Annotated in this window: 16 protein-coding genes; 9 read left to right on the top strand and 7 right to left on the bottom strand. The window is 59.5% G+C overall.

What is annotated here, in order from left to right; translation table 11 throughout:
- Nucleotides 1-38 precede the first annotated feature (38 nt).
- Both IG616_RS12450 and IG616_RS12445 read left to right on the top strand, forming a co-directional pair.
- Nucleotides 39-2,399 (top strand): xanthine dehydrogenase family protein molybdopterin-binding subunit, encoded by a 2,361-nt coding sequence (locus IG616_RS12450; protein WP_192148494.1) that lies wholly within the window; start codon nt 39-41, stop codon nt 2,397-2,399.
- A 12-nt stretch (nt 2,400-2,411) separates the two neighbouring features.
- Nucleotides 2,412-3,209, top strand: coding sequence for an FAD binding domain-containing protein (locus IG616_RS12445; RefSeq protein ID WP_192148493.1), 798 nt, complete (start codon nt 2,412-2,414; stop codon nt 3,207-3,209).
- A gap of 83 nt (nt 3,210-3,292) precedes the next feature.
- On the opposite strand, the gene IG616_RS12440 is transcribed toward IG616_RS12445, so the two are convergent.
- Together IG616_RS12440 and IG616_RS12435 are read right to left on the bottom strand one after the other, a co-directional pair.
- Nucleotides 3,293-5,728: a methyl-accepting chemotaxis protein gene (locus tag IG616_RS12440; protein ID WP_192148492.1), complete on the bottom strand. Its 2,436-nt coding sequence runs from the start codon at nt 5,726-5,728 to the stop codon at nt 3,293-3,295.
- A gap of 312 nt (nt 5,729-6,040) precedes the next feature.
- Nucleotides 6,041-6,799: an SDR family NAD(P)-dependent oxidoreductase gene (locus tag IG616_RS12435; protein WP_192148491.1), complete on the bottom strand. Its 759-nt coding sequence runs from the start codon at nt 6,797-6,799 to the stop codon at nt 6,041-6,043.
- A 138-nt stretch (nt 6,800-6,937) separates the two neighbouring features.
- Here IG616_RS12435 and IG616_RS12430 point away from each other — a divergent pair, with 138 nt between their 5' ends.
- Together IG616_RS12430 and bfr are read left to right on the top strand one after the other, a co-directional pair.
- Complete coding sequence (locus IG616_RS12430) at nt 6,938-7,174, top strand: (2Fe-2S)-binding protein (RefSeq protein ID WP_192148490.1); 237 nt, start codon at nt 6,938-6,940, stop codon at nt 7,172-7,174.
- 27 nt (nt 7,175-7,201) lie between these two features.
- Nucleotides 7,202-7,687 carry a bacterioferritin gene (gene bfr / locus IG616_RS12425; protein ID WP_192148489.1) on the top strand — a complete coding sequence of 162 codons (486 nt, stop codon included), beginning with the start codon at nt 7,202-7,204 and terminating at the stop codon, nt 7,685-7,687.
- A gap of 22 nt (nt 7,688-7,709) precedes the next feature.
- On the opposite strand, the gene IG616_RS12420 is transcribed toward bfr, so the two are convergent.
- The 5 genes from IG616_RS12420 to IG616_RS12400 all read right to left on the bottom strand — a co-directional run bounded on the left by IG616_RS12420 (nt 7,710) and on the right by IG616_RS12400 (nt 13,556).
- Nucleotides 7,710-8,543, bottom strand: coding sequence for a DUF1186 domain-containing protein (locus IG616_RS12420; protein ID WP_192148488.1), 834 nt, complete (start codon nt 8,541-8,543; stop codon nt 7,710-7,712).
- A 91-nt stretch (nt 8,544-8,634) separates the two neighbouring features.
- Nucleotides 8,635-11,106 carry an ATP-dependent helicase HrpB gene (hrpB, locus tag IG616_RS12415; protein ID WP_192148487.1) on the bottom strand — a complete coding sequence of 824 codons (2,472 nt, stop codon included), beginning with the start codon at nt 11,104-11,106 and terminating at the stop codon, nt 8,635-8,637.
- Nucleotides 11,107-11,118: 12 nt separating this feature from the next.
- Nucleotides 11,119-12,159, bottom strand: a complete 1,041-nt coding sequence (gene glk / locus IG616_RS12410) for a glucokinase (protein WP_192148486.1) — start codon at nt 12,157-12,159, stop codon at nt 11,119-11,121.
- Nucleotides 12,156-12,587: a methylglyoxal synthase gene (locus IG616_RS12405; protein ID WP_192148485.1), complete on the bottom strand. Its 432-nt coding sequence runs from the start codon at nt 12,585-12,587 to the stop codon at nt 12,156-12,158. The genes glk and IG616_RS12405 overlap by 4 nt, the downstream gene beginning before the upstream one ends.
- 171 nt (nt 12,588-12,758) lie before the next feature.
- A complete protein-coding gene (locus tag IG616_RS12400; RefSeq protein ID WP_425504185.1) occupies nt 12,759-13,556 on the bottom strand; it encodes a DUF1194 domain-containing protein in 798 nt (265 codons plus the stop codon).
- A 637-nt stretch (nt 13,557-14,193) separates the two neighbouring features.
- Here IG616_RS12400 and IG616_RS12395 point away from each other — a divergent pair.
- The 5 genes from IG616_RS12395 (at nt 14,194) to IG616_RS12375 (ending at nt 20,043) form a co-directional block, all read left to right on the top strand.
- Complete coding sequence (locus tag IG616_RS12395; protein ID WP_192148483.1) at nt 14,194-15,177, top strand: sugar-binding transcriptional regulator; 984 nt, start codon at nt 14,194-14,196, stop codon at nt 15,175-15,177.
- Between the two features lie 73 nt (nt 15,178-15,250).
- Complete coding sequence (locus IG616_RS12390; protein ID WP_425504183.1) at nt 15,251-16,249, top strand: BMP family lipoprotein; 999 nt, start codon at nt 15,251-15,253, stop codon at nt 16,247-16,249.
- 95 nt (nt 16,250-16,344) lie between these two features.
- Nucleotides 16,345-17,343 carry a BMP family lipoprotein gene (locus tag IG616_RS12385; protein WP_192148482.1) on the top strand — a complete coding sequence of 333 codons (999 nt, stop codon included), beginning with the start codon at nt 16,345-16,347 and terminating at the stop codon, nt 17,341-17,343.
- 64 nt (nt 17,344-17,407) lie between these two features.
- Nucleotides 17,408-18,940 carry an ABC transporter ATP-binding protein gene (locus IG616_RS12380; protein WP_192148481.1) on the top strand — a complete coding sequence of 511 codons (1,533 nt, stop codon included), beginning with the start codon at nt 17,408-17,410 and terminating at the stop codon, nt 18,938-18,940.
- Nucleotides 18,937-20,043 carry an ABC transporter permease gene (locus tag IG616_RS12375; RefSeq protein WP_192148480.1) on the top strand — a complete coding sequence of 369 codons (1,107 nt, stop codon included), beginning with the start codon at nt 18,937-18,939 and terminating at the stop codon, nt 20,041-20,043. The genes IG616_RS12380 and IG616_RS12375 overlap by 4 nt, the downstream gene beginning before the upstream one ends.
- Nucleotides 20,044-20,051: the final 8 nt, after the last annotated feature.

Genomic DNA, 20,051 nt, shown 5'->3' with positions numbered 1-20,051 from the left:
GATTCAGAGGGAAAACCATCTGTGTTGGGAGACACGCCATGGGAGTTCAAGGTATCGGGGCACGCGCCCTTCGTAAGGAAGACAAGCGTTTCATCACTGGCAAAGGCCGCTACACCGACGACATGACACTGCCGCGCATGACCTATGCGTCCTTTGTCCGTTCGCCTCATGCTCACGCCAAAATCGTCAGCATCGACGCATCCGCCGCGCTGGAAATGCCCGGCGTTGACGCCGTTCTGACGGGTGAGCAGCTGGTCGGTGACGGTATCGGCAACCTGATCTGCGGCTGGATGATCCATTCAAAGGACGGCACGCCGATGAAGATGGGCGCCTGGAGGGCGCTTGAACCGGAGACGGTCCGGTTTGTCGGTCAGGCGGTCGCCGTTGTCATTGCGGACACCCAGGGCCAGGCCCGCGACGCAGCTGAAGCTGTTCTGGTCGAATATGAGGAGCTTCCGGCCGCGGTCACTTCAACGGATGCCCTGAAAGAGGGCGCGCCTCAGCTTCATCCCGAAGCACCGGGCAACCTGATCTATGACTGGGACATCGGCGACGAAGCTGCAACCAATGCGGCGTTCGATGCGGCTGCCAAGGTCGTAGAGATGGATGTCGTCAACAACCGGTTGGCCCCCAATCCGATGGAGCCACGGGCCGCAGTTGCGGATTACGATACGGCGGAAGAGCATTATACGCTCTACACCACCTCCCAGAACCCGCATGTGGCGCGTCTGGTGCTGTCCGCATTCTACAACGTTGCGCCCGAGCACAAACTCCGGGTTATTGCTCCGGACGTGGGTGGCGGCTTCGGCTCCAAGATCTTCATCTATCCGGAAGAAATCGTTGCGCTTTGGGCATCCAAGCGCGTCGGCCGTCCGGTAAAGTGGGTCTCTGACCGTACCGAAGCCTTCCTGACCGACGCCCATGGCCGTGACCATGTCTCGCACGCGGAACTGGCTCTGGATGCGGACAACAAGATCACCGGTTTCCGGGTGAAGACGGTCGCGAACCTCGGCGCCTACATGTCGCTGTTCTCGTCGTCCGTGCCGACCTATCTCTATGCGACGCTGCTGTCCGGCCAGTACGACATTCCGAACATCCACTGCAATGTGAAGGCGGTTTACACCAATACCACACCGGTGGATGCCTATCGCGGAGCCGGCCGTCCGGAAGCCACCTTCCTGGTCGAGCGCATGATGGAAACGGCAGCACGGCAGGTGGGCATGTCCCCGGCCGAGTTCCGCCGCAAGAACTTCATCCGCTCCTTCCCGCATCAGACCCCGGTGATCATGTGCTATGACGCGGGCGATTACGACGCGACGCTGGATGCGGCCCTGAAGGCGATCGACTACGATGGCTTCCCGGCCCGCAAGGCGGAAGCTGCCCGCCGCGGCAAACTCCGTGGCATGGGGCTCTCCTGCTATATCGAAGCTTGCGGTATCGCACCTTCGGCAGCCGTCGGCTCATTAGGCGCAGGCGTTGGTCTCTGGGAGTCTGCCGAAGTGCGGGTCAATCCCGTCGGCTCCATTGAGGTTCTGACCGGCTCGCACAGCCACGGCCAGGGGCATGAGACGACCTTTGCCCAGCTGATCTCCGAGCGGTTCGGTGTGGACACGGACACTGTCTCCATCGTCCATGGGGATACGGACAAGGTTCAGTTCGGCATGGGCACCTACGGGTCCCGTTCTGGTGCCGTGGGCATGTCCGCCATCGTCAAGGCGCTCGACAAGGTCGAAGCAAAGGCCAAGAAGATCGCAGCCCATCTGATGGAAGCCTCCGAAGGGGACATCCAGATCGAGGGCGGTGAGCTGAAGGTCGCAGGCACCGATAAGAAGCTGACCTTCACCGAAGTCGCCTTGGCGGCTTATACGGCCCATAACCTGCCGGAAGGCATGGAGCCGGGACTGAAAGAAGGCGCCTTCTACGATCCGACCAACTTCACCTTCCCGGCAGGCACTTATGCCTGCGAAGTGGAAGTCGATCCGGAAACCGGCAAGACGGAGATCGTCAACTTCGTGGCTGCCGACGACTTTGGCAAGATCATCAACCCGATGATTGTCGAGGGCCAGGTTCATGGCGGCATCGCACAGGGCGTCGGTCAGGCGCTTCTGGAAAGTGTCGCCTACGACGAGACTGGTCAGCTCCTGACCGCCTCTTACATGGACTACGCCATGCCACGTGCGGACGATTTGCCGTCCTATACCCTGCTGACGACTGAGACCATCTGTCCGGGCAACCCGCTCGGCATGAAGGGCTGCGGTGAGGCTGGGGCGATCGGTTCGCCGCCGGCGGTGATCAACGCGATCACCGACGCTATCAACAACAACGACCTCGCCATGCCGGCAACGCCGCAACGCGTCTGGCTCGCCAGCCGGGCAGCGCTCGCTCAGGCTGCCGAATAAGGAGACCGAGACATGTATGAGACCCAATATCACCGGGCAAGTTCCGTCGCGGATGCGGCGGCCCTGATGGAAAAGGCGGAGGACGGTAAGTTCTTGGCCGGCGGCCAGACCCTGATCCCGACCATGAAGCAGCGGCTGGCTGCGCCGAGCGATCTGATCGACCTGCGCAACATTGCCGAGATGAAGGGGATTTCCGAAGAAGGGGGCGCCATCAAGATCGGCGCCGCCACCAGTCACTACGCGGTTGCCAGTTCGGATGTGGTCAAGCGTCTGATCCCGGGCCTTGCCGCCCTGGCTGGCGGTATCGGCGATCCGGCTGTGCGCCACATGGGCACCATTGGCGGATCCATTTCCAATAACGATCCGGCTGCCGACTATCCGGCCGCTTTGATTGCTCTAGGAGCGACGGTCGTCACCAACCAGCGCAGCCTGTCTGCTGAAGACTTCTTCACGGGCATGTTTGACACCGCCCTGGACGAAGGTGAGATCGTGACCGCTGTCAGTTTCCCGGTGCCGGAAAAGAGTGCTTACTCCAAGTATCCGAACCCGGCTTCCCGCTATGCGATGGCGGGCGTGTTTGTTGCCAAAGGCAAGGATGGAGCTGTGAAGGTCGCCGTGACCGGTGCCGGTCAGGGCGGTGTCTTCCGGGTTGAGGAAATGGAAAACGCCCTGTCCTCCAACTGGTCAGCCGATGCCGTCGCGGGGATTTCCATTCCGGCGGATGATCTTCTGGCCGATATCCATGGCTCTGCGGAATACCGGGCCAATCTTGTAACGGTCATGGCCAAGCGCGCTGTCGCCGCGGCCTGAGACCGCAAAGACAATCACAATAGGGAAAGGGCGGCTCCAGAGCCGCCCTTTTTGTGTGTCTGAAAGGGAAAGGCGGCAGCTGATCAGGCGGCTGCGACGTCCTGCAGGAAACGCTCGACCTCCGATTTCAGCCGGTCTGTCTTTTCGGAAAGATCGCCAGAGGCGGACAGGACCATGTCTGCGGACTGGGTGGTCTGGTCGACGGCTTGCGAGAGCTCCGACATGTTGCTGGAAACCTGCGTGGTGCCTTGAGCTGCCCGCTGCACATTCTGCGAAATCTCGGCGGTGGCGGATCCCTGCTGTTCAACAGCAGAAGCGATCGTCGCGGTGTAGGAATTGACTTCTTCCATGATGCTGCTGATCTGGGCGATGGCATCGACGGATTCTTTTGTTGCCCCCTGAATCGCCGAGATCTGGCTGGCAATCTCCTCGGTCGCCTTCGATGTCTGGGTCGCCAGTTCCTTGACTTCCGATGCCACGACCGCAAAGCCCCTGCCGGCATCCCCCGCTCGCGCGGCCTCAATGGTAGCGTTCAGGGCCAGAAGGTTGGTCTGCTCTGCAATCGCCTGGATCAAGGTGATGACTTCCCCGATCTTAGCCGCCGACGCGGCGAGGCCCTCGACCTTTTCGTTGGTCTCACGGGTGCCTTGGGTGGCTTTGGCAACGATACCGGTGGTCTGCGCCACCTGGCGGGAGATTTCTCCGATGGAGGCTGCAAGTTCTTCAGCCGCGCTGGCAACGGTCTGAACGTTCTGCGTGGCGGTATCGGACGCGTTCAGGGTCTGGGATGCGTGGCCAGAGCTTTCCCGCGCAATCTCGGTCAGGGACCGTGCGGTCTGGTCCAGGCTGTCCGCCGTCTGATCTACCGTTGTCAGAACTTCTGAAGCGGTTGCCCGGAAGTTTGCAATCAGGTTGTCGATGCGGCTCTGACGCGCTTTTTGAACTTCTTCTTCCCGTTCCTGCTGTTCCTGCAGTTGTGCCCGCTCCAGCGCATTGCGGCGGAAGATCTCCACAGTGCGGTTCATGTCTCCGATTTCATCGCCGCGATTCACGCCGGTAATTTTGACGCTATTGTCGCCTTCTGCCAGCCGCTGCATGACAGCTGTGGTGCTGCGGATCGGGTGGGTGATTGCCATATTAAGGCCAAGGGCGATGCCGATGCCGGCGGCAATCGCAATCAGCAACGTCAGTCCGATGGCCGCTTGCGCATTTTTGCCTGCATCACGAGCCTGCTCGCTTTGATCGACAACAAGATTGGAGATCTGCTCGTTGATTGAGGCCGCTATGGTGTTCAGGCTTGCCTTCTGGGCCTGAAGGTTCTGCCGGGAGGTGATCATTTCCTTGAAGGCACGGTCAAAGGAAGCAAGGGCGACCGGAATGTTGCCGACTGCCGTCTCGATCCCGGTGACGCCCTTCGACATGGAGGCCATCTGCTCTTCAATTGTGGAGAGTTCGGCAACGCGGGTTTCAACGGCCGTTGCATCGCCCGCGGCGAAATTGCCGAACAGCTCCAGCGTGTCCGACTTGGCGGCGATGGACCGGTTGCTAAGTTCCGATGCCTTTCCCCATATGTTCCGGGCGAGGCTCAGCTGAGTGGTCGCCTCCATGGCTGTGGACTTCGCATTCTCGACGATTGGAAGGCTCTGGTCCAGGATCTTGCCGGTGGTGGTTGTCAAGTTCTCGATAGCTTCGCCGATCGAGGTGCGCACTTCAAAGACTTCGTTGAAGGAGAGCTGCGATCCCATTTTATGCAGCCCTTCGGTAAGGTTCTTGCCGTAAATGGCCATGCTGCTCAAGAGGGCAGGCTCGATGCCTTCAACCCGCTTGTACTGAAGCCCCTTGGCCAAAGGCAGCAGGCTATCGGCCAGCTCCAGCGCCTTGGTCAGCTGATCACCACCCAGGTTTCCATTTGCCTTCAGATACAGTGCCTGGATCGCTCCAGCCTGTTCCTTGATGGTGTAGATCTGCTGGGCAATCTTATTGGCATCATAAAGCGCGTTGTTCGACTTCATGGCCTGCTCTTCAAGTTCGTCTGCCATGGTCTGGACAACGGTCTCGATCTCGTTGGCAACGCTTTCGAGGGAGGCAGTGGCTTCCAGCAGGGTATTCAGGCGGGCTGCCTGGTTCGTGGTCTCGGAGACGACGTTGTCGAAGGTGTTGGCGAATTCCTGGACGGACGCAATGGCCTGATCGGTCTGGGCCTTTGCTGCGCCATCTGTTGAGACGGAGGCAGAAAGGCCTTTGAGGGCGTTCTGCAGGCTGGCAACCACGGTGCGGGTCTCTTCTGCCCGTTGCGTGTCCGGCGCGTTCAAATAGGTCTCACGCAAGCTGGACGCTGTTTGCAGTAGCTGCACAACCTTTACGGACTCGTCATTGACCTCGAAACGGGAAGATAGATTGATGATTGCAAGGAACCCGGAGAAACCAACCACAGCTGTCAGCAGCAAAATGGCAAGGAAACCGCCTCCCACCTTGTAGCTGAACTTGAGGTCATTGAGTCTTCTGGACAGACCGCGCATTCCACATCTCCCATAGCACACCAAAGAGGTGCATTTTTTGTTTCATCAATTATGCTGGGAAGTGCTGAAAGGAGCGTAAATGGAAGGGTTAATCTTTATGTTTGATACGCCAATCGCGATCTATTGTGCAATTTGCTGAAAGATTTGAGGAATTAGGTTTGGCTTTGAAGGATTGGTGAAAATGACAGGTGTATTTCGTTCATAGGTTGCCGGCCCGGGCGGAAACTTCTTGCTGAAAAAGACAAGGCCCTCACATGGTGGGTGTCATGTGAGGGCCTTGCCGGAACTTGGTATGATTGTGCAATGCAGATGTCAGACGTGCTGGCCGCCATTGATGTGAATTTCCGCGCCCGTCACATAAGATGATGGGCTGCTGCAGAGGAAATGGATGGTGTCGGCAACTTCATCCGGACGGCCAAGACGGCGCAGCGGAATGTCGTCGATCATCTTTTCCGTGCCCGGAGACAGGATGGCGGTGTCGATTTCGCCCGGTGCGATCGCATTGACGCGGATGCCATGGGGGCCGAAGTCAGCGGCCATTTCGCGGGTCAGCGAGGCAAGAGCCGCTTTCGAGGTGGCATAGGCGGTCCCCGCGAAGGGGTGTACGCGTGAACCGGCAATTGAAGTGACGTTCACGATCGAGCCGCCAGCATTCTTCAATTCGTTGAAGAGGCCACGCCCGAGCATAATAGGGGCGAAGAAATTGACCTGGAACACATGCCGCCAAACATGCATCGGAGTCGTGATTGAGTCGAGGCGGCCCTTGTTGTCATCCTTCGGGCTGATGCCGGCATTGTTCACAAGCGCGTGAAGCTTTGAGCCGTGCGGTTCCAGCCGCTTGCGCATTTCCTGCACCGCGTAGCCAAGGTTCTCCGGGTCTGACAGGTCGATCTGAATATGGTCTTCCGGCCCCATCGGCCAGGGGCATTTGTCGGAGAAAGGGTACCGGGAACAGGTGATAACCCGCCATCCAGCTGCGGAGAAGCGTTTGACGGTCGCATGGCCGATTCCGCGGCTGGCCCCTGTCAGGACGATTGTGCGCCGTTCATCAATTTTCTTGGTCTCGTTCATGCGCCTTGCCTTGGTCGAATAGTCGATGCGTTTGAAAGAAAGTTGACTCTTTCACTTCACTTTAGATATGCCCAATGAGCCTTCACGCCACAATAGCGCATCTGAAGGTCATATATACGAAACGTCGCGGACCCGGGAATGATCATCTGCTCGTGTAATGTGTTGTCCGACAAGCAGCTGCGCAAGGCAGCTGAAGAAATGCGGGCCGATCCGAACGGCAAGGTTCCTACCCCAGGGGCCGTGTTCCGGCATTTGGGCTGCCGTCCGAGATGTGGCAGCTGCTTTCCTAGAGTCATTGACTTGATCCACGAAAAAGCGTCTGAAGAGCAGGAAGACGCTTATAGCCGTCTAAAGAGAGCTGCGGCAGGCAGCTGACCCTATCACAACTGAGGAGAGGCTTTCATGAAGGGCGACACGCGAGTCATTGAATATCTGAACAAGGCTCTGCGGCATGAACTGACTGCGGTCAATCAGTATTTCCTTCATGCAAGCATGCTGGCCGATTGGGGCTTCACTCATCTGGCGAAGAAAGAGAGCGAAGAGTCTCTGGAAGAGCGGGCTCACGCCGAACAGCTGATGGACCGCATCCTGTTTCTGGAGGGTCTGCCGAACCTTCAGGTTCTTGATCAGCTGCGCATCGGAACGTCCCTGAAAGATTGCCTGGAGTGTGATCTTGCGGGCGAATATACGGCCCGCGCCCTCTATCACGAGGCCCGTCAGGTCTGCGACGAAGCGGGCGACTATGTATCGATGAAGCTGTTTGAAGCTCTGCTCGCGGATGAGGAAGGTCACATCGACTTCCTGGAGACACAGCTCAACCTGATCGAGCGGATCGGTATTGAGCGCTACGGCCTGCTTCAGTCCGGCTCAGCAGAAGCTTCCGAATAGGCAACAAGACACGGCTTCACCTTCAGTGATTGTAAGGGCTGTCGCTTTCAGCCGCCTTTAGCAGCATGGAGCTTGTCTCTTCCTCCTCCTCGCGCGTCAAAACATGACGGGCTGCGCGCATGAAGTCTTCGTTCGTTGGCTGGAACGGACGGTATCCCCGGCGGAGTAAAATGGCTTCGCGCTCCTTGGGATCGCTGGCCGCCATCCGCGCAAGGTCCGACCGGAATGTCTCGATATCGGCGGGAAAGAAACCGAACTCGTCCGCCGAAATCTGTCCATTCTCAAAAGCTCTGCCCGCATTCGTCTGCAGCTCCTGAAGGTTAAGGTCGGCAATGGCATTGAGCCAGCCTGCCCACAGGAAACTGTCAGGTTCGGGGCAGACCGTTGCCGGAAACTGCTTCAGCTTCTCTGCTGCGATGTCGAGGGGAACCTCGCCTTGGAGCACGGCAAAGGTCCAGGCCCGCAGGAAGGCCTCCCGGATGATCCAGTCGATCTGGGGGGAGGCGACAACGTCCCAGGCATGATCCGCCATAGCTGGTGTGAACGCCATGAGAAGACGGGGCACGGTGTCGCCAATGGAGTCCCCCACGAGTTCCGCCGCTTCTTCAAGATTGCCGCATAAGACGGCGGTGAGGGGCGCCGCGGCCTCCCGCACCTTCAGGGCGGCCAGCAGGTGAATGCCATAATAAAGGGCGCGGTTTTCGTCTTCATTGAGGGACAGTCCGCGTGCCTTCCGCTCGAGCAGCAGCAGCAGAGGCGGAATGCAGAGGCTGGGATCTTTCAGGCACAGATCAATTGTCCGCCAGGGGAAGAGGTCCCTGCGGGCAAGCGATGCGATCAGTTCCTGGCGGTTCATATGATCCCTATCCCCGGCGATTCCGCCTCTTTTCCCGCAACTCTAGCACAGGCTCTGACCGCGGGCGACGACTGGCAGATCTTTGAAGCTGTCAGCTTCGCGGCTTTGCCTTGCGTGTGGCTTCTGCGGCAGATGGGTCATCCGGCCAGGGATGCCTTGGGTAACGGCCTTTCATGTCAGCCTTCACATCCGTCCAGGACCCGGCCCAGAACCCCGGCAGATCGCGGGTGATCTGGATCGGGCGTTGTGCGGGAGAGAGAAGTTCCAGCGTCAAAGGAATCCGCCCGCCGCAAACGGAAGGGTGGGTGGCAAGGCCGAACAATTCCTGCACCCGGATCGAGATGGAAGGACCAGCCTCTGCGCCATAATCGATCGGAACACGGCTTCCTGTCGGTGCTGTAAAATGTGAGGGGGCGAGCCGGTCCAGGCGCTGTGGCATGTCAAAAGGCAGCCAAGCGGTGAGCGCGTCCCCCAGGCAAGCCGCATCAACCGACGCGACAGAGGTTTTTCCCGCCAGAAACGGTCCCAGCCAGTCGGACAGGTTTTCTGTCAGGGCTGCGTCAGACATGTCCGGCAAATCGGTTTCACCGGACTTCCGCAGATAATCGATACGGGCCCGCCAGCGGATCTGGTCGTTGGTCCAAGGCAGGCGCTGGATGCCCCGGCGCTTGAGCTCCCGCACCAGAGCCAGCTCCACAGCGGAGGCATCGGGATTGCTGATGGGGCGGCTTTCCAGCTCCACCTCTCCGAACCGGCGTATGCGCCTCGCCCGGATCGTTCCGTCTTTCTCCAGGCGCACGTCGTCTTCCTCGACGATGTCGTTTGCGAAATCGGTCTCTATGTCTTCGCGGCTGACCGGCGCGCAAAGGGCAATCCGGCCATTGGCGGCCTTGCCCTGAATGTCCGCGACAACCAGAAACGGGCTTGCGGCAAGAGCGTGCTCTTCGGGCAGTTCCGCCCCGCGGCCATTGGCCAGCCGGAAGCGTCCGCGCTGGCCACGTGCCTGCGCCACCCGGTCCGGATAAGCAAGGGCGAGCAGGCTGCCTGCCAGATCCGGATCAGCAGAACCCTCCGGCGTGCCACCCGCCAGTTTCAGCCAACGCTCGGCCATGGCGCGGCTGTCGCGGGCGCGTTGGGAGCGGTCTTCGCGCAGCCTGCGGATTTGATCGCGCAGGTCCGGATCGCGCCCGCCAAGTCCGGGGTCTGAGAGGAGTGCGGCGAGATAGGCGGCGGTCAGCCCCTCGCCACGGGCAGTGCCTTCCTGCAGCATATGGGCGAGCCGGGGGGCGAGCGGAAGCTTGGCCAAGGCCTTGCCAGCGTCGGTCAGGTGTCCGGCCTCATCGAGCCCATGCAGGGCCTTCAATAATGTAACCGCTTCTGACCATGCGCCTTCCGGCGGCGGGGTCAGGAAGGGCAGGGCCGCCGGATCGGTCACGCCCCAGGCGGCGAGATCCAGTGCGAAAGACGAGAGGTCGGCTTCCAGCATCTCGGGATTTTCATTGGCCGGCAGGGAGACGGTTTGCGCTTCGTCCCAGAGCCGGTAGCAGACACCGGGTTCTGTCCGGCCCGCACGGCCACGGCGCTGGTCGGCAGAGGCGCGGGACACACGAACGGTTTCCAGCCGGGTCAATCCGGTTTGCGGTTCATAACGGGGAACACGGGCAAGGCCGCTGTCGATGACCACACGGATGCCTTCGATGGTCAGGGACGTCTGGGCAATGGCGCTGGCCAGAACGATTTTGCGCGTGCCTTCAGGTGCCGGGCGGATTGCGGCATCCTGCGCCTTGCCATCGAGAGCTCCATAGAGAGGGGCAAGCGTGCAATTGGCCGGTAAGCGTGCCGAGAGAAGTTCCTCGACGCGCCGGATCTCTCCTTGCCCGGGGAGAAACACAAGCAGAGACCCTATTTCCTCGGACAATGCCCGGCGGATGGCGCCGGCGACCTGCGGCTCGATGCGCTCTTGCGGTTTGCGTCCGAGGTACCGCGTTTCCACCGGATAGCTCCGGCCCTTGCTCTCGATCACCGGGCAGCCACCCAGCAAGTCTGCAACAGACGCAGCATCGATGGTCGCGGACATGGGCAGCAGCCTCAGATCCTCCCGCAGAGCGGATTGGACGTCCAGTGCCAGCGCCAGTCCCAGGTCGCCATCCAGCGAACGCTCGTGGAATTCATCGAAGAGGATGGCGGCAATGCCGTTCAACTCGGGATCGTCGAGGATCAGACGGGTGAACACCCCCTCGGTGATGACCTCGATCCGCGTCCTGCTGCTGACCTTGGTGTCCATGCGGACGCGGTAGCCAACAGTCTGGCCGACGCTTTCGCCAAGTTCCGAGGCCATACGCCGGGCAGCTGCACGAGCGGCGAGACGCCGGGGCTCCAGCATCAGGATTTTGCCATCGCCCCGCCACGGAGCATCCAGAAGCGCGAGCGGGACGCGGGTCGTCTTGCCTGCGCCAGGTTCGGCGACAAGCACTGCATTGGAACCTGTGGCGAGGGCCTGTTCCAGTTCCGGCAGGGCCGCATCGATCGGAAGCGGAGCTTTAAAGGACCGGGGCACAGCCATTTCCTTCCGGTGTCAGGAGGCCTTGGCTATCCCCGAACTCCAGCGGCGCCCTGTCATCTCCACGGCAAACTGATCGGGATGCCGTGCGAAGGCGGCGAGGCCCTCAAGTGCCGGATTGGGGTGATGGATGATGAAGGTCGGAATGGAGGCCATCAGACGGTCATGCGGCGCCTTGGCTTCAAACGAAGCCCGGAAAGCGCCATCAGTCAGAAAACCTGCAATGCGTGGTGTCACACCACCTGTCAGATAGACCCCCCCGCGGGCAAGCAGCGACAGGGCAAAATCACCAGCCATGCGGCCAAGAGCGCGCGCGAACACTTGAAGGGTAGTCACCCCGACCGGATCGCCGGCTTCCGCAGCCTTGGTTATATCGGCGGCATTGGCGAAGGAGCGCTCCAATCCCATGGCTGCTGAGACAGCACGCGCAAGCCTCGGCATCCCGGTTCCACTGAGGATCTGTTCGGCTCCCAGGCGTCCACCTACTTGCTCTATATGGGACCAGATGAGGAACTCCTCAGGGCTGACCGGGCCAAGCTCCACATGTCCGCCTTCACCCGGCACCGGGATCCAGGTATTGGCGGCATGGATCAGGGCCGCGGCGCCGAGACCGGTTCCCGGACCAAGCACGAACTTCGTCGACGCCTCGCGCACGCTGCCGCCGCCGATCTGTTCGATATCTGGGCCGGAAAGACCCGGAAGGGCAAGAGCCTGAGCCTCAAAGTCATTGACGACAATGACCTCTTGCAGATCCAGATCCTCGATCATCTTGCGGGGCTCAATGACCCAATGCGCGTTGGTCAAGGGGATCTTGTCGCCAGTCACCGGACCGGCAACGGCGATAATCGCAGTTTTAGGCGCCTCCAGGCCTGCATCATCCAGGCTCTTGCGGATCGCCGCCGAGATATCCGGGTGGTCCGCCGTAGCAGTCGAAGCGCTTTGAATGGCAGCGCTATGAGCGTCCCGGACAAGGGCAAAACGGGCATTCGTGCCGCCGATATCGGCCACAAGTACAGGAAAGGGAAAAGATGCGAAGGACAGGGACGTCTGGGTCATTGAGCCGGTCCGCCGATTTCCGGGGTAGCGGAGGTGCTCTTGAGCCCCGTCAGACGGGCGGAGCGAAGAAGAATTTCAGCGGTTGACAGGTTCAGGGCCATCGGCATGTCATAGACGAGGGCCAGGCGCATCAGCGCTTTCACATCGACGTCGTGTGGCATTGGGGACAGCGGATCTACAAAGAAGATCAGACCCTGCAGGCGGCCTTCGGCAATCATGGCCCCGATCTGCTGGTCGCCGCCGAGCGGACCGCTCTTGAGGCGGACGATGTCAAGTTCCGGGCAGGCTTCCTGTATCCGTCCACCTGTTGTTCCTGTTGCAACGAGAGAGAATGCGTCCAGCTTTGCGCGGTTCTTGACCGCGAACTCGACCATACGGTCTTTCTTTGCGTCATGTGCGACGAGGGCGAGCGTTGGGCGGGCAGTCATCAGCGCGGCATCTCCATACCTTGCAGCGAAGGAAGCTGTTGCTGGTTTAGCCCAATAATGGACGCGTGCAAGGCCAACTTGCTGAAATGATGAGGATCGTTCGCCAAAGTTCTGCCGCAAGAGACCAAAAAACCGCGCAATTGTCTCCTGGCTGCCGGTCAGAGCCCGGTTTCAGTCGAATATCGAGCATTGCACAGGTTTGCGGTCAGCTGCCTGCTGCACCAGCGGCCGTTGCATTTGCAGTCCAGCGATCTCCATGACCAGCTTCATCTTGATCGCATCTGCAAAGCCCTCCTTGGATCTCACTGGGATGGTGAAGGAGCCGGGACCGCCAATGACGCAATCCTCGTAGTATTGATCGAGATTCAGCATAGCCTGCCAGGCATTGGAGCTGGATTTCATCATCAGCGGCAGACCATTGATGGTGACACCAGTGGTCAGAAGCTTGTCTCTGGCCTTGGTGACCGAGCCCCCCTGATTGTTGGGGCCGTCTCCCGAAATGTCGATGACCTGACGCATGCTGTTGTAGCTGTTTGTCTGCATCATCTCGACGGCTTTGGTGAGTGCAGAAGCAATGGATGTGCGCTGAACCTGCCTGAGGGGGGATTCCGCGATCTGCGCGGCGAAGGAAGCTGCGGAGGCCTCGTCCTGGATCACGGTCCAGTTGGCGACAATAAAGTGCTCGTCAACGCCGCCCCATTCCAGATAGGTGACGGCAATGCGGCCGATTGGTCCGAAGCGGACGGCCTCAAGCACATCGGGTGATGTGATGGCTGACACATAGCCAGCCCGCTGCACCTCCTGCTCGTCGGTATCCATGGATTGTGAAATGTCCACCGCGAGCACCAGCTCAACGTCAACCTCCCTCGACGCATCATATGCGGCGATAATGGGGGAGACGCCGGTTCTAAGGGCGTCCAGAGCCCGGGCGGAGCTTGGAAAGAGAAGTGAGACAAGGCCGGCCAGCAAAGTCGCACCGGCAACGCGAACTGATGATCCACAAAAATCTAGACGCATGACTTGTTCTCCTGGCTTTGCCTTACGGCAGATTCGTCATGCCTCCCCAGATGTCATCGTATGGACGAAATTCTTATCGCTTCGTTCCTCGTGAAAACAGCGTATGTTCTCCCGGTCAGGTTAGTTGTCAAAACGCATAATACTTTGATATGAAGAGGTAATACTGCCTGATTCACTTGAATCCGGCAAAGGGAAATGACGTTTCCGTAACCATCGTGACGCCGGGATCGTGTAGACGTGAACCGTCCGGAACTCAACGGCCTGAATTTGGGTCTGGCAGCCGGCGTCCGCTCGAAGGACGTCCGCACGGACTTTGGGCAATGCATTTCTAAGTCTGCCCAAGTCCTGTTGCTTGCGCCTTGGAATTAAGCAGAGTCCAAAAATGAGTCAAAAGTGACAGGCTTTTGCCCTTTTCCCGCTTGACGGGGCGGCTTTGAGCGGGCCACTATCTGAATAAATTCTCAGCTGGTGAAGAATTTTTCGATCCCGGATTGTGCGGAATGCGCATCCGGGACGGTGCTGGTCAGGCCGGTTGGAATGATAGCACAAAGCGGCGATGTTATTAATCGGGAAGGCATTGAAAACGCCCATGCAGGCGCGGGACGACGATTGGACCACTTATCTCGCCATCCGGGCGGCCTGGCTGTCCTTTGTCGGCGGACGGACGCAGGGGGAGATCGCCGATCAGCTTGGCATCTCTCCGGCGAAAGTTCATCGCCTGATTGCTCACGCCCAGAAAGCTGGATACGTCAAGTTTCAGGTCGACGGCCGCCCATTGGAGTGTCTGGAGCTCGAAGATGAGATCGCATCGCATTTCGGGCTGAAAAGCTGTGTTATTGCCCCGGATCTTGGGTCTGGTGATCAGGAAACATCGATCAAATCCGTGTCGTCAGCTGCCGCTCAGGTTCTGTCCGGTATTTTGTCCTCTCCATCCGTAGGCCGCGTCGGAGTCGGCATGGGCCGGACTTTGAAGGCCGCCGTCGAGGAGATGCCGCGCCTAGCGCGTCCAGATCTGGCGGTGATCTCCATCTGCGGTTCCTTGACGCGCACGCTTTCTGCAAACCCCTTTGACGTGGTGCAACTGCTGCAGGACCGGACCGGTGGCGAAGGCTACTATCTGCCCGTTCCGTATTTCGCCGAGAGCCTTGAGGAAAAGGACATGTTCCTTGGCCAGCGCAGTGTGCAGGATCTTCTGCTTCGTGCGCGCCAGTCGGACGTCTTCATCGTTGGCATCGGGTCGGTTGAGGAAGAGGGGCATCTGATCCAGCGCGGCATGATCAGCAAGGAAGAGCAATCGGAACTGAACAAGAGCGGCGCTGTCAGCGACCTCATGGGCCGGTTCCTGACCATTGATGGCAAGCTTGCGCCTGTCCGTCTTGGAGACTGCGCTGTCGGTCTTCATTTCAACGAGGTGCGGGGGGCGCGTGTGATTGCGCTGGTGGGCGGTGAAAGCAAGGTCGAGGCGACCCTTGCGGCACTGCGTGCCGGTGTCATTACCGATTTGATCGCAGACGAAACCCTGGGAAGGGGGCTGCGGGAGCGGATCGGTTTGGAGTTGGCACGTTCGGCGTGAGGCCGGATGTTCCAGAGGGGAAGTAACGAAGGGTCTGGCCCAATGTTGGATCCGGTGTCGGAGGACATGTAAAGTGAAGAAGTTCCTGACGATCAGTGCTGCCATCGCAGGCGTTGCATTCAGTGCATCGGCTATGGCTGCGGACATCAAGCCAGCCGTGGTCTATGACCTTGGCGGCAAGTTCGACAAGTCGTTCAACGAAGCCGCTCACACGGGCGCTGAAAAGTTCACCACCGATACCGGTGTGGCTTACCGCGATTTTGAAATCCAGAACGACAGCCAGCGCGAACAGGCCCTGCGTAACTTCGCAAAGCGCGGTCAAAGCCCGATCATCGCCATCGGCTTCTCCCAGGCCAATGCTGTCGAGAAGGTCGCCAAGGAATTCCCGGACATCCAGTTCGGCATTGTCGACATGGTGGTTGATCTGCCGAACGTCCGTTCCATCGTCTTCAAGGAAGATGAAGGCTCCTATCTTGTTGGCCTCCTGGCCGGCATGGCCTCCAAGACAGGCAAGGTCGGCTTTGTTGGCGGCATGGACATTCCGCTGATCCGCAAGTTTGCCTGCGGCTACAAGCAGGGTGTCAAGGCTGCCAATGCTGATGCAGAGATCTTCGAAAATATGATTGGCACCACCGGTGCTGCCTGGAATGACCCGGTCAAGGGTGGTGAGCTGGCGATGTCTCAGTTCGACCGCGGCGCGGACGTTGTCTATCATGCTGCAGGCGGTTCCGGCATCGGCGTTCTGCAGGCGGCAGCTGACGCTGGCAAGTACGGCATCGGCGTCGACAGCAACCAGAATGCTCTGCATCCGGGCTCTGTCCTGACCTCCATGCTGAAGCGCGTTGACAACGCTGTGTACAAGGCTTTCGAGGATTCCAAGAACGATGCCTGGACCTCTGGTGTTCAGGTTCTCGGTCTTGCTGAAGGCGGTGTGGACTGGGCTCTCGACGAGAACAACGAGAAGCTGATCACGCCGGACATGAAGGCTGCTGCCGATAAGGCAAAGGCTGACATTATCTCTGGCACGATCAAGGTGCACGACTACATGTCGGACAGCTCCTGCCCGCTCTAAATCCCTGACAGAATGATCCCGCGCTTTCCGGGGGCGGAAAGCGCGGGATTTTTGCCAATACCCGGGCCATGGTCCGGGTGAGGAGGCGGATCGCAATGAAAGCCTACTGGTGTCTTCTGTTTCCAGTTCTTGCCGCAGTGCTTGCCCCCTCGGGGCAGGCAGCAGCTGAGCCTGCCATCGTTTATTCGGTCGGCGGCAAGTTTGACGGCTCGTTCAATGAAAGCGCCTTTCGCGGGGTCGAGCGCTTTCGCGACGAGACCGGCCTGACCGTCCGGGAATTCGAGTTGGAGCGGGATGCCCAGAGCTTACAGGCTCTGCGGACATTCGCAGGAAGAGGGGATGAGCCCGTCGTCGCGATTGGCTTCAACCAGGCATCGGCGGTGGCGGAGGCCGCAAAAAACTATCCTGATACTGACTTTGCCATCATCGATATGGTTGTCGAGGCTCCGAACGTCGCATCTTACGTTTTCAAGGAGCAGGAAGGCGCTTACATTGCGGGCGTTCTGGCGGCAAAGGCAAGCAAGACCGGAACCATCGGTTTCGTCGGCGGCATGGACATTCCGATCATCCGCCGGTTCCTTTGCGGCTATCAACTGGGTGCAAGGTCTGTCTCCGGGGATGTGAAGATCCTCTACAACATGACCGGCAGCACGCCGGCGGCTTTCGCCGATCCTGCCCGGGGAGCCGAGCTGGCCAGAATTCAGATCCGCTCCGGCGCTGACGTTGTCATCCAGGCGGCTGGCGGCACGGGGATCGGTGTCCTGCAAGCCGTCGCGGATGCCGGCGTGCTGGGGATCGGGACGGATTCCAACCAGAACGGTCTGCATCCCGGCCATGTTCTGACGTCGATCCGCAAGCGTCTCGACAATGCGGTTTACGACAGCTTCAAGTCGGCCCAGGAAGGGGCCTTCAAGCCGGGCATCCGGGTTCTTGGTCTGGCCGAAGGCGGCATGGACTGGGTGCTGGATGAGAATAACAAGGATCTGATCACGCCGGAAATGAAGGCCGCTGCGGCCGCTGTGGCCGCAGGGATTTCAGACGGGTCGATCCATGTCCACGATGTCGTTTCGGAAGGCGCATGCCCCGTCTCTTGAGGCGGAGCAGTAATGGAACAAGAAAAAGAATGACACTCCGGTGCAATCAGAAGCGGGGAATGCCATGACCGGAACTCCAGCCATTGAGCTGCGCAAGATCAACAAGCGGTTTGGCTCCGTCCATGCCAACAAGGACATCGACCTGGTGGTGGGCAAGGGCTCGATCCACGGCATCATCGGGGAAAATGGTGCGGGCAAGTCCACCCTGATGTCGATCCTTTATGGATTTTACCAGGCGGACAGCGGCGATATTCTTGTCGATGGCAAGAAGGTGGCTGTTCCTGATTCCAAGACGGCGATTTCTCTCGGCATCGGTATGGTTCACCAGCACTTCATGCTGGTCGATAATTTTACCGTGCTGGAAAATGTGGTGCTGGGCGCTGAAGGCGCAGCCCTTCTGTCCGGAGGCGTTTCCAAGGCCCGCAAGGAGCTGGCGCGGCTGGAGAGCGATTACGGCCTGAAGGTTGATCCGGATGCCCTGATCGAGGATCTGCCGGTCGGTCTGCAGCAGCGGGTCGAGATCCTGAAGGCCTTGTTCCGGGGCGCTGACATTCTGATCCTGGATGAGCCGACTGGGGTTCTGACGCCTGCAGAAGCGGACCACCTGTTCCGGATTCTCGAAGTGCTGAGAGATCAGGGCAAGACAGTGCTTCTGATCACCCACAAGCTGCGCGAAATCATGGCCATTACCGACACGGTGTCGGTCATGCGCCGCGGCGAGATGGTGGCAACGCGCAAGACAAGCGAAACCTCCATGGCAGAATTGGCCGAGCTCATGGTTGGCCGCTCGGTCTTGCTTCAGGTGGAAAAACAGCCTGCCAAGCCGGGCAAGACCGTTATGAAGGTCGATAGCCTGGATGTCATCGACAGCCGCGGTGTGAAGGTCGTTAAGGACGTATCCTTCGAGGTGCGCGCCGGAGAAATCGTCGGCATCGCAGGCGTGTCCGGCAACGGTCAGTCAGAGCTGCTGGAAACACTGGCAGGGATCCGCAAGGCGTCGAAGGGCACTCTCTGGATCGACGGGGATCAGACAAATCTGGGCGAGACCCGGATTGATCCCGCGGAAATGCGCGGCAAGGGTCTTGGCCACGTTCCTGAAGACCGTCACCGGATGGGGCTGATCACCAAGTTTGCCGAATATGAGAATGCGATTCTCGGCTATCACAACGATCCAAAATACGCCAAGGGTCCGTTTCTGGACATTCCAGCGATCAAGCAAACGGCGAAGGCGGAGATCGAGAAATACGATATCCGGCCGCCCAATTGCCAGCTCAAGACCGCCAATTTCTCCGGCGGCAACCAGCAGAAGGTTGTTCTCGCACGTGAGATTGAGCACGACCCGACGGTGCTGCTCGTCGGCCAGCCGACTCGCGGTGTGGATATCGGCGCGATCGAATTCATTCACAAACGGCTCGTCGAGCTGAGGGATGCGGGGAAGGGCATTCTGCTTGTCTCCGTGGAACTGGATGAAATCCGGTCTCTTGCCGACCGTGTGCTCGTCATGTTCGACGGCAAGATCGTTGGCGAACGCGGACCGGAAGCAGATGAAGGTGAACTCGGCCTCTTGATGGCTGGTGTAGAGGGAGACGCCCGATGAGTGCAGGACAACTGCCGCGCTGGGTCGATTTCGGACTGATCCCGGCCATTAATCTGGCCGCTGCGTTTCTCGTGTCCGGGCTTGTGGTGCTCTTGATCGGCGAAAATCCGATCGAGGCGGTCAAGATCCTCATCTGGGGATCGCTGGGATATGGCGAGGGCATTGGTTTTACCCTTTTCAACGCGACGAACTTCATCTTCACTGGCCTCGCCGTCGCCGTGGCGTTCCACGCGGGTCTCTTCAACATCGGTGGCGAGGGACAGGCCTATGTCGGTGGCCTTGGCGTCGCTCTAGCCTGTCTGGCGCTCGATCACTATGTGCCCTGGTGGGTGACGCTGCCGTTCGCTGTTCTGGGCGGGGCTGTCTTCGGTGCGGCTTGGGCGTTCATTCCGGCTTGGCTTCAGGCCAAGCGTGGCAGCCATGTCGTGATCACCACGATCATGTTCAATTTCATTGGTGCGGCGCTAATGGGCTACCTGCTTGTCGACGTGATTTCCAAGCCTGGTTCCATGCAGCCTGAAACCCGCACTTTTGAAGAGGGCGGCCGTCTTCCGCTGCTGGACTCTTTGCTGCCGGGAGATTTCTTCGGCACTTCCCAGGTTAATCTTGCCCTGATCCTCGCCCTGCTGGCCTGCGTTTTCGTCTGGGTTCTGATCTGGCGCACGCGTCTGGGCTATGAGATCCGCACCTTTGGCGCGAACCCGACGGCAGCGGTCTATGCCGGTATTTCTCCGGTCCGCATCATCATCATCACGATGATGATTTCCGGCGGGCTTGCCGGGCTGATGGCGATCAACGAGATCATGGGCGCACAGAACCGGCTGCTGCTGGAATTTGTCTCCGGCTACGGCTTCGTCGGGATCGCGGTCGCCCTCATGGGACGGGCGCATCCGGTCGGAATCGTTCTGTCAGCCATTCTCTTCGGCATGCTCTACCAGGGAGGCGCGGAGCTCTCCTTCGAGATGCCGGCGATCACCCGCGACATGATCGTTGTTATTCAGGGGCTCGTGATCCTGTTTGCAGGAGCGCTGGAATATATGTTCCGGCCAGCTCTGGTGCAGATGTTCAGCTTCGCCCGCACACCGGCAACGCAGGCTGGATAGGAGCGCGC

The organism is Roseibium litorale, assembly GCF_014842915.1.
Classification (GTDB): Bacteria; Pseudomonadota; Alphaproteobacteria; order Rhizobiales; family Stappiaceae; genus Roseibium; species Roseibium litorale.
The sequence above is the reverse complement of the archived record's forward strand: the minus strand, read 5'-3'. Positions and strand labels throughout refer to the sequence as shown.

Coding starts and splice junctions, on each gene's coding strand:
- IG616_RS12450 (WP_192148494.1), top strand. CDS start 39: ATGGGAGTTCAAGGTATCGGGGCACGCGCCCTTCGTAAGGAAGACAAG.
- bfr (WP_192148489.1), top strand. CDS start 7,202: ATGAAGGGCGACACGCGAGTCATTGAATATCTGAACAAGGCTCTGCGG.
- IG616_RS12445 (WP_192148493.1), top strand. CDS start 2,412: ATGTATGAGACCCAATATCACCGGGCAAGTTCCGTCGCGGATGCGGCG.
- IG616_RS12380 (WP_192148481.1), top strand. CDS start 17,408: ATGACCGGAACTCCAGCCATTGAGCTGCGCAAGATCAACAAGCGGTTT.
- IG616_RS12405 (WP_192148485.1), bottom strand. CDS start 12,587: ATGACTGCCCGCCCAACGCTCGCCCTCGTCGCACATGACGCAAAGAAA.
- glk (WP_192148486.1), bottom strand. CDS start 12,159: ATGACCCAGACGTCCCTGTCCTTCGCATCTTTTCCCTTTCCTGTACTT.
- IG616_RS12420 (WP_192148488.1), bottom strand. CDS start 8,543: ATGAACCGCCAGGAACTGATCGCATCGCTTGCCCGCAGGGACCTCTTC.
- IG616_RS12440 (WP_192148492.1), bottom strand. CDS start 5,728: ATGCGCGGTCTGTCCAGAAGACTCAATGACCTCAAGTTCAGCTACAAG.
- IG616_RS12375 (WP_192148480.1), top strand. CDS start 18,937: ATGAGTGCAGGACAACTGCCGCGCTGGGTCGATTTCGGACTGATCCCG.
- IG616_RS12435 (WP_192148491.1), bottom strand. CDS start 6,799: ATGAACGAGACCAAGAAAATTGATGAACGGCGCACAATCGTCCTGACA.
- IG616_RS12395 (WP_192148483.1), top strand. CDS start 14,194: ATGCAGGCGCGGGACGACGATTGGACCACTTATCTCGCCATCCGGGCG.
- hrpB (WP_192148487.1), bottom strand. CDS start 11,106: ATGGCTGTGCCCCGGTCCTTTAAAGCTCCGCTTCCGATCGATGCGGCC.
- IG616_RS12430 (WP_192148490.1), top strand. CDS start 6,938: ATGATCATCTGCTCGTGTAATGTGTTGTCCGACAAGCAGCTGCGCAAG.
- IG616_RS12385 (WP_192148482.1), top strand. CDS start 16,345: ATGAAAGCCTACTGGTGTCTTCTGTTTCCAGTTCTTGCCGCAGTGCTT.